This is a genomic window from Pseudomonas sp. MD195_PC81_125 (assembly GCF_014060985.1).
Lineage (GTDB): Bacteria > Pseudomonadota > Gammaproteobacteria > Pseudomonadales > Pseudomonadaceae > Aquipseudomonas > Aquipseudomonas parakoreensis.
The window spans coordinates 1-9000 of the sequence record NZ_JABULD010000264.1; the positions used below are offsets into that span (position 1 = coordinate 1).

4 protein-coding genes and 3 pseudogenes are annotated in these 9000 nt (G+C 62.4%); 3 read left to right on the top strand and 4 right to left on the bottom strand.

Annotated elements, in window-relative coordinates; genetic code table 11:
- Positions 1 to 83: 83 nt before the first annotated feature.
- Together HT737_RS11740 and HT737_RS11745 are read left to right on the top strand one after the other, a co-directional pair.
- Positions 84 to 1812: pseudogene (locus tag HT737_RS11740) on the top strand (C13 family peptidase).
- Positions 1813 to 1839: 27 nt separating this feature from the next.
- Positions 1840 to 2481, top strand: coding sequence for an oxidoreductase (locus tag HT737_RS11745; RefSeq protein WP_007968134.1), 642 nt, complete (start codon positions 1840 to 1842; stop codon positions 2479 to 2481).
- 135 nt (positions 2482 to 2616) lie between these two features.
- On the opposite strand, the gene HT737_RS11750 is transcribed toward HT737_RS11745, so the two are convergent.
- The 4 genes and pseudogenes from HT737_RS11750 to HT737_RS11765 all read right to left on the bottom strand — a co-directional run bounded on the left by HT737_RS11750 (position 2617) and on the right by HT737_RS11765 (position 6980).
- A complete protein-coding gene (locus HT737_RS11750; protein ID WP_115986843.1) occupies positions 2617 to 2901 on the bottom strand; it encodes a YceK/YidQ family lipoprotein in 285 nt (94 codons plus the stop codon).
- Positions 2894 to 3541 carry a flavin prenyltransferase UbiX gene (gene ubiX / locus HT737_RS11755; protein ID WP_182402620.1) on the bottom strand — a complete coding sequence of 216 codons (648 nt, stop codon included), beginning with the start codon at positions 3539 to 3541 and terminating at the stop codon, positions 2894 to 2896. The genes HT737_RS11750 and ubiX overlap by 8 nt, the downstream gene beginning before the upstream one ends.
- A complete protein-coding gene (gene mpl / locus HT737_RS11760; RefSeq protein ID WP_047296827.1) occupies positions 3538 to 4887 on the bottom strand; it encodes a UDP-N-acetylmuramate:L-alanyl-gamma-D-glutamyl-meso-diaminopimelate ligase in 1350 nt (449 codons plus the stop codon). The genes ubiX and mpl overlap by 4 nt, the downstream gene beginning before the upstream one ends.
- Before the next feature lie 178 nt (positions 4888 to 5065).
- Positions 5066 to 6980: pseudogene (locus HT737_RS11765) on the bottom strand (sigma-54-dependent Fis family transcriptional regulator).
- A 463-nt stretch (positions 6981 to 7443) separates the two neighbouring features.
- Here HT737_RS11765 and HT737_RS11770 point away from each other — a divergent pair.
- A pseudogene (locus HT737_RS11770) lies at positions 7444 to 8965 on the top strand (aldehyde dehydrogenase family protein).
- Positions 8966 to 9000: the final 35 nt, after the last annotated feature.

The window sequence follows — 9000 nt, forward strand, 5'->3', positions numbered from 1 at the left end:
GTTTCGCATCCGCGCTGTTTTCCCGGCTGTATAAGGTCACATGGCTGCGGCATACTCGGTCGCCTAATTGCCCGGATCCCGCTATGCGCCCACTCGCTTCTCTTGCACCCCTTGCCCTGACCCTGATGCTCACCGCGTGCGGCGACGGCGAATCGCTGTTGCCCCCGGATGCAAGGCTGCCGGACGGCGGACGCTATCGCGGTGAACTGGTCAACGGCTTGCTGCAAGGCCAGGGCCGCGTCGACTATCCCAACGGCAGTTGGTACGCCGGACAATTCGACAAGGGCCAATGGCATGGCCAGGGCGAATGGCACGGCAGTAACGGCGAGGTTTATCGCGGCCAGTTCCAGCAGGGCCTGTTCGACGGCCAAGGCAGTCTGACCACCAACGCCAGCAGTTACACCGGCGGTTTCAAGCAGGGCCGACGCGATGGCGAAGGCACGCTCAAAGAAAACGGCATGACTTACCGTGGCGAGTTCAAGGCTGACCAGTATTCCGGGCTGGGGCGTCTGGAAATGGACGACGGTAGTTCCTATCAGGGCCAGTTCGCCCACGGCAAACCCAACGGCGAAGGCCAGCGCGGCGATGCCAGCGGCAACACCTTCAGCGGCCATTTCGTCAACGGCCAGCTCGAAGGCAATGGCACCTTCAACAGCGCCGATGGCGACATCTATGTCGGCGGCTTCAAGAACAGCCAACTGCACGGCAAGGGTCGCTATGAAAACGCCGACGGCGACGTCTGGCTCGGCCAGTTCAAGGAAGGCGCGCTGACCGGCAAGGGCGAATTGATCGGCGCCGACGGCAGCCACTACATCGGCTATTTCAATGACTGGCGCTTCAGCGGCCAGGGCCGCCTGAACCTGTCTGACGGCAGCTTCTACATCGGCGAGTTCGACAGCGACAGCTACGCCGGGCGCGGCACCCTGGTGCTGACCGACGGCACCGTACTCAGCGGCACCTGGATCAACGGCCAGCGCGTGCGTGACGCCGACGGCAAGCTGCTGCCCGACACCCTCGAACTCGGCTTGCTGGCCCAGGGCCGCCTGCTCGATAACGCGCTGGCCGCCGTGCCCGCCTCGACCCCCGGCGGTGGAGCTGTACACCCTGACCCTCGGTGGCGACGGCAAGCAAAGCGTGTTCCTGCGCGAGTCCGACTACGTCGCCAACATGCTCACCACACGTTTCGGCGCTTACGGCCAGATCCGTCTGGTCAACCACCGTGACCACCTCACCGACCGGCCGATGGCCACCCGCGAAAACCTGCGCCGCGCCGCGCAGACCCTGGCCGAGCGCAGCGGCCCGGAAGACCTGGTGTTCATCTACCTGACCAGCCACGGCACCGCCGAACACGAACTGGTGCTCGACCAGCCGCGCATGGAGCTGGCCGATCTGCCCGCCGACGAACTCGCCACGGTGCTGGCACCGCTGAAAAACCGCGACAAGGTGATCGTGATTTCATCGTGCTATTCCGGTGGTTTCATCCCCGCCCTGAAAGATGAGCGCACCCTGATCATGACCGCCTCGCGCGCCGACCGCGTGTCGTTCGGTTGCTCGGAAGAAGCCAACTTCACCTACTTCGGCGACGCCTTGTTCGCTCAGGCGCTGAACCAGACCGACGACTTGGAGCAAGCCTTCAAACTGGCCAAGGCCACCGTCGCCGAGCGCGAACTGGCGGATAACTTCGAAGCCTCGGAGCCGCAGATCTGGGCACCGAAAACCGTGCTGGCGCACTGGCAACTGCTGCGTAAGCAGCAGGCCAGAAAAGCGTTGCAGAGTGCTGCGTTGAACGACGGAGCCACAAACAGCAACTAAGCTGAACAGTATCAAGGGAGAAACACTATGTACTTGACGCCTCAGCACGTATTGCTTGCCGGAGCCACCGGACTGACCGGTGAGCACCTGCTCGACCGTTTGCTCAACGAGCCGACGATCACCCGCGTGCTCGCCCCGTCCCGCCGGCCGCTGGCGGAACATCCGCACCTGGAAAACCCGGTGGGCGACCCGCAGGCGTTTCTGCCGCAGCTCAGTGGTCGCGTCGATATCGCCTATTGCTGCCTCGGCACCACCATCAAACAGGCGGGTTCCGAAGCCGCGTTCCGCGCGGTGGATCTGGACATGGTCGTAGCGTTCGCCAAACGCGCGCGGGAGATGGGCGCGCGGCACCTGATCGTGATCAGCGCACTGGGCGCCGATCCGAAATCGTCGATTTTCTACAACCGGGTCAAAGGTGAGATGGAGCAGGCATTGCGCGCGCAAGACTGGCCGCAGTTGACTATCTGCCGACCATCGCTGTTGCTGGGCGATCGCACCGAGCCGCGCCTGGGCGAACAGCTGGCCGCGCCGTTTTCCAAATTGATTCCCGGCAAATACCGCGGCATCGAAGCCTGCCAACTGGCCAGGGCGATGTGGCGTCTGGCGCTGGAAGAACAGGATGGGGTGCGGATCGTCGAGTCGGATGAGCTGCGCAAGCTCGGCAAGTAGTTTTGTGGTGCCTGGGCTGGCCTCTTCGCGGGCAAGCCCGCTCCCACAGTAGTCTCCAGCGAACACAAACCTGTCGCACGACATCAATCACTGTGGGAGCGTGGCTTGCCCGCGAATGGAGTGCGCAGCACTCCCCTACAATCCACCCGTCGCCTGAAACCCGACGCCGATCACGGTCAGCAACGACAGCGGCAACAGCAGCGTATCGAGCAACGCACTCGCCGGCAGGTCCACCCCCGGATAGCTCGGCGCCTCAGCGCCGAAGCGATCCATCGCACAGCACCCGCCATTCATCGCATACAAATCCAGACGCGTTCCGGAATACACCACTGGCGCGCCAGGTTTGGCTGCATCCAGCGTGCGCGCGGTGGCGCAGCCGGCCAGTTGCAGCGCCAGCACAATCGTCAGCAGCTTATTCATCGCTGCTCAGATGATGCTCGCCCCAACGCGGCAGCATGTCCTGAGGAATACCCAGCAGATTGAGAATCCGCGCGACAACGAAATCAATCAGGTCGTCGATGGTCTGCGGCTGATGATAGAAGCCCGGCGACGCTGGCAGGATGGTCACGCCCATGTTCGACAGCTTGAGCATGTGTTCCAGATGAATGCTCGAATACGGCGCCTCGCGCGGCACCAGAATCAACTGGCGACGCTCCTTCAAGGTGACGTCCGCTGCGCGTTCGATCAGATTGTTGCAGGCACCGGTGGCAATCGCCGACAAGGTACCGGTGGAACACGGCACCACAACCATCGCCGCTGGCGCGCCGGAGCCCGAGGCCACCGGCGACATCCAGTCTTCCTTGCCGTACACACGGATCTGCCCGGCAGCCGCTCCGGTGTACTCGGTGAGAAAAGCCTGCATCATCTGCGGTTTTGGCGGCAGCGTGACATCGGTCTCGGTGGCCATCACCAGTTGCGCGGCCTTGGAGATCAGGAAGTGCACTTCGCGATCTTCCCGCACCAGGCAATCGAGCAGGCGCAAACCGTACTGCGCGCCGGACGCGCCGGTCATCGCCAGCGTGATGCGTTCCGGACCGCCGCTCTGGGCGAACATGTTCATTGCAGTGCCTCGGCGAGTTTGCCGTGCAGGCCGCCGAAGCCGCCGTTGCTCATGATCACCACGTGGGTGCCGGGCTGAGCCTGGCTCTTCACCCGTTCGATGATGCCTTCGAGCGAATCACTGACAATCGACGGCACGCTGCACAGTGCCGCGGTGGCTGCCAGATCCCAACCGAGGTTGGCCGGGGCATACCAGATCACCTGATCGGCATCGACCACGCTGTCCGGCAGACCGTCACGGTGCGCGCCGAGCTTCATCGAGTTGGAGCGCGGTTCGATAATCGCGATCAGCGGTGCGTCGCCGATGCGTTTGCGCAAGCCATCGAGGGTGGTGGCGATGGCCGTCGGGTGGTGGGCGAAGTCGTCATAGATGGTGATGCCGCGCACTTCGGCGACCTTCTCCATCCGGCGCTTGACGTTCTTGAACGCGCTCAGCCCGGCAATGCCCATCGCAGGCACCACACCGACATGCCGCGCCGCGGCCAGAGCAGCCAAGGCGTTGGCGACGTTGTGCTGACCGGTCAATTCCCATTCAACGGTGCCTTGGGACTCACCTTCGAACAGCACTTCGAACGCCGAGCCATCGTCCTTGAGCAACTTGACCTGCCACTGACCGCCGGCACCGGTGGTTTGCACTGGAGTCCAGCAGCCCATCTCGATCACGCGCTGCAAGGCCGGTTCGGTGGTCGGGTGAATCACCAGACCTTCACTCGGAATGGTGCGCACCAAGTGGTGGAACTGCCGCTCGATGGCCGGCAGATCGGGAAAGATGTCGGCGTGATCGAACTCAAGGTTGTTGAGGATCGCAGTGCGCGGACGGTAGTGGACAAACTTCGAACGCTTGTCGAAGAACGCACTGTCGTATTCGTCAGCCTCGATGACGAAAAACGGTGTGCCGCCCAGACGTGCAGACACCGAAAAATTCTGCGGCACGCCGCCAATCAGGAACCCCGGGCTCATGCCGGCGTGTTCCAGCACCCAGGCGAGCATGCTGCTGGTGGTGGTCTTGCCGTGCGTACCGGCAACCGCCAATACCCAGCGTCCCTGCAGCACGTGATCGGCCAGCCATTGCGGGCCGGAGACGTACGGCAGGCCTTTGTTCAGCACATATTCCACCGCCGGGTTGCCGCGCGACATGGCATTGCCGATCACCACCAGATCCGGTGCCGGATCAAGTTGGGCCGGGTCGTAGCCCTGGGTCAGTTGAATGCCCTGGGCCTCAAGCTGCGTGCTCATCGGCGGATAGACGTTGGCGTCGGAGCCGGTCACGTGGTGGCCCAGCTCTTTGGCCAGAACCGCCATCGAGCCCATGAAAGTCCCGCAGATACCCAGAATATGAATGTGCATAGTCGACCTCGTAAAACATCGCCGCAGGTTAGCGCAGGGAGGGGGAAATCGCACTCTTTAGCTGATCACCATCACCCCACCTGTAGGAGCTGACGAGTGCAACGAGGCTGCGATCTTTTGATCCTGTAAAGAAACAAGATCAAAAGATCGCAGCCTCCGGCAGCTCCTACAGGGGGATTTATGCGGTTCGGGCGATTCCGTGTTTGCGCAGCTTTCTGTAGAGGGTGTTGCGGCTGACCCCGAGCTGCTGCGCGGTCTGGGTCATGTGCCAGCGCGCTTGCTCCAGCGCATTGAGCAACGCCAGGCGTTCGGCGTCCGCCAGCGGATGCTCGGACTCAGCCGCCCTCAGCTCCAACGGCGGCCGCGCCTGGCGAATCATCGCCGGCAAATCGTCCAGCCCGATACGCCCTTCATCGCACAACGCCGCCAGCGTACGCAGGACATTGCGCAACTGCCGCACGTTTCCCGGCCAGTTGAACGCCAGCAACGCCTGACGTGCCGCCTCGTCAATCACGATTGTCTCGCCGCCAGCCTCCTCGGCCAGCAGGAAATCCAGCAACTGCGATTTATCACTGCGTTCGCGCAGCGCCGGCAGCGCAACTTCGAGTCCATTAAGCCGGTAATACAGGTCTTCACGGAAACTGCCGTCTTCGACCCGCTCCAGCAGATGGCGGTGCGTGGCGCTGATGATCCGCACGTTGACCGCCTCCGGCTCGCCGCCGATCGGCACCACTTGCCGGTCTTCCAGCACACGCAGCAAACGGGTTTGCAGCGCCAGCGGCATGTCACCGATTTCATCGAGAAACAAGGTGCCGCCATCAGCCTGCTGCAACTTGCCGCGCATGCCGTCCTTGCGCGCGCCGGTGAAACTGCCACCGCGATAACCGAACAGTTCGCTCTCGATCAGGCTCTCGGGGATCGCCGCACAGTTGAGGGCGACGAAGGCTTTGTTGGCACGCTGGCTGGCATGATGCACAGCTTTGGCGAAGGCTTCCTTGCCGGAGCCGGTTTCGCCATTGATCAGCAGCGGCACGTCGCGCTCGAACACGCGCAGCGCCTTGCGAAAATCCGCTTGCAGCGCGGCGTCACCGAGGCAGATGCCCGCCAGTGGCTGAGCTTTGGCCACGACCGGGGCCGGCATGATCTTCGCCGGTTTGCGCGACTCGCCACGCAGCAAGGCAAACAGATGCCGCCCATCGCGGGTGCGCAGCGGCCAACTGGCGCTGGCATTGGCGCTGGCACGGCCGAGCAACTCGTCCAGCGAGCAATCGAAAAAACGCTTCCACCGGCTTGCCGAGCAAACCACCGCGAATATGCCCCAACAGGTTCAGCGCACTCTGGTTGACCGCGCTGATCCGCCCTTCGCCGTCAAACGCCAGCAGCCCTTCGCTGAACAAGCCGACGGATTCGGCCTGCAGATGAAAACGCAGCAACCACTGGTTATCGAAGCAACGCAGGAAATAGCAGCTCTCGATCATCTTCGCCGACAGATTGACCAGCGCCATGGTGTGGAACTGGCTCTGGCGCGAAACGTCGTGGCGCGCCGAGGATACATCGAGCACTGCGAGCAATTCGCCGTGCGGGTCGAACACCGGGCTCGCCGAGCAGGTCAGGCCGGTGTGGCGACCGCGAAAGTGTTCGTCCTGATGGATGGTCAGCGCCTGGCGCTCGACCAGGCAGGTGCCGATACCGTTGGTGCCTTCGCAGGCTTCGCTCCAGTCGGCGCCGAGCCAGAGCCCGGCGCGTTCGAATATCTTGCGCTCGGCGGGTGCGGTGACGCAGTTGAGGATCACTCCTCGCGCGTCGGTCAACAGCACCGCATGACCGGCGCCGGACAGTTGTTGATGCAGGCTGCTCATTTCATTGCCGGCAATCTGCAACACCTGTTGCAGACGCTCGCGGCTTTCGAGGACGCGCCCATGTTCGAGCACCGTAGGCGCCATGGTCAGGGCCGGATCGAGGTGGTAGTCCTCAAGACAGCGCAGCCACGAACGGGCAATCGACGGATCGGCACCCGGCCCGTGCAGGTGCGGCTTGCCCTGACTGACGGTGAGAACCTGCTGGGCATGGCGACTCAAATGGTTGTCGTGCATTTCTTATTATTCTCCCCGAGATCAGTACCGCCTCTTTATTGGCTGGCACATACCTTGTGGTGAGGGGATTCATCCCCGATCGGCTGCGCAGCAGTCGTAAATCCGGCATGCGCGGTGAATCTGAGTCGCCACAATTTTTTATTGGGGCTGCTTCGCAACCCATCGGGGATAAATCCCCTCACCACAAGGGTGCATCTGGACAATTGGCAGTCAGCATCCTCCAGCCATCGACGCATTGCAATGCTGGCAAGACCAGCCGGTCACAGGCTGTGCCAAAAGCGGTACAAACTGTCACCCCCTCTGTACCGAAATCATCACAGGCTGCGCCCGCCCGTCCGACACAAACTACGCAAGACCTTGATTTGCCTGCCTTGCGCGGCAATGGCCCGACCTTTGCTCTACGCTTATAGCAAGCGCACTTGCGCGTTTCTCTAATAAGTACAAAGCCAAGGAGAACAACATCATGCGTTACGCTCACCCCGGTACTGAAGGCGCCAAAGTCTCGTTCAAGAGCAAGTACGGTAACTACATCGGCGGCGAGTTCGTCGCGCCTGTCAAAGGTCAGTACTTCACCAATACCTCGCCAGTGAATGGCCAGCCGATTGCCGAATTCCCCCGCTCCACTGCCGAAGACATCGACAAGGCACTGGACGCCGCCCACGCCGCTGCCGACGCGTGGGGCGCAACCTCGGTGCAGGCGCGCTCGCTGATCCTGCTGAAAATCGCCGACCGCATCGAACAGAACCTCGAAACCCTGGCGATCACCGAAACCTGGGACAACGGCAAAGCCATCCGCGAAACCCTCAACGCCGACATCCCGCTGGCGGCCGACCACTTCCGCTACTTCGCCGGTTGCCTGCGCGCCCAGGAAGGCAGCGCGGCCGAAATCGACGGCAACACCGTGGCCTATCACATCCATGAACCGCTGGGCGTGGTCGGCCAGATCATCCCGTGGAACTTCCCGCTGCTGATGGCCGCGTGGAAACTCGCCCCGGCACTGGCCGCCGGCAACTGCGTGGTGCTCAAACCTGCCGAGCAGACGCCGTTGGGCATCTGCGTGCTGATGGAGCTGATCGGTGATCTGCTGCCACCGGGCGTGCTCAACGTGGTGCAAGGCTTCGGCAAAGAAGCCGGCGAAGCACTGGCCACCAGCAAACGCATCGCCAAGATCGCCTTCACCGGCTCGACCCCGGTCGGCTCGCACATCATGAAATGCGCCGCCGAGAACATCATTCCTTCCACCGTGGAACTGGGCGGCAAGTCGCCGAACATCTTCTTCGAAGACATCATGCAGGCCGAGCCGAGCTTCATCGAGAAGGCTGCCGAAGGTCTGGTGCTGGCGTTCTTCAACCAGGGCGAAGTCTGCACCTGCCCGTCCCGTGCCCTGGTCCAGGAATCGATCTATGACGAATTCATGCAAGCGGTGATGAAGAAAGTCAGCCAGATCAAACGCGGTGACCCGCTGGACACCGACACCATGGTTGGCGCCCAGGCGTCCGAGCAGCAATTCGACAAGATCCTGTCGTACCTGGAAATCGCCAAGGGCGAAGGCGCCGAGCTGCTGACCGGCGGCCAGGTGGAAAAACTCGAGGGCAATCTGGCGACCGGCTATTACATCCAGCCGACCCTGCTCAAGGGCACCAACAAGATGCGCGTGTTCCAGGAAGAAATCTTCGGCCCGGTGGTGAGCATCACCACGTTCAAGGACGAAGCCGAAGCCCTGGCGATCGCCAACGACACCGAGTTCGGCCTCGGTGCCGGCCTGTGGACCCGCGACATCAACCGCGCGTACCGCATGGGCCGCGCGATCAAGGCCGGTCGCGTATGGACCAACTGCTACCACCTGTACCCGGCGCACGCCGCGTTCGGCGGGTACAAGAAGTCCGGCGTCGGCCGTGAAACCCACAAGATGATGCTCGATCACTATCAGCAGACAAAAAAACCTGCTGGTGAGCTACGACATCAATCCGTTGGGCTTCTTCTAAAACCCGGGGCAACACAGATAATTCTGTGTTGCCCT

Excerpts from the sequence above, each read along its gene's own strand:
- mpl (WP_047296827.1), bottom strand. The coding sequence starts at position 4,887 with ATGCACATTCATATTCTGGGTATCTGCGGGACTTTCATGGGCTCGATG.
- ubiX (WP_182402620.1), bottom strand. The coding sequence starts at position 3,541 with ATGAACATGTTCGCCCAGAGCGGCGGTCCGGAACGCATCACGCTGGCG.
- HT737_RS11750 (WP_115986843.1), bottom strand. The coding sequence starts at position 2,901 with ATGAATAAGCTGCTGACGATTGTGCTGGCGCTGCAACTGGCCGGCTGC.
- HT737_RS11745 (WP_007968134.1), top strand. The coding sequence starts at position 1,840 with ATGTACTTGACGCCTCAGCACGTATTGCTTGCCGGAGCCACCGGACTG.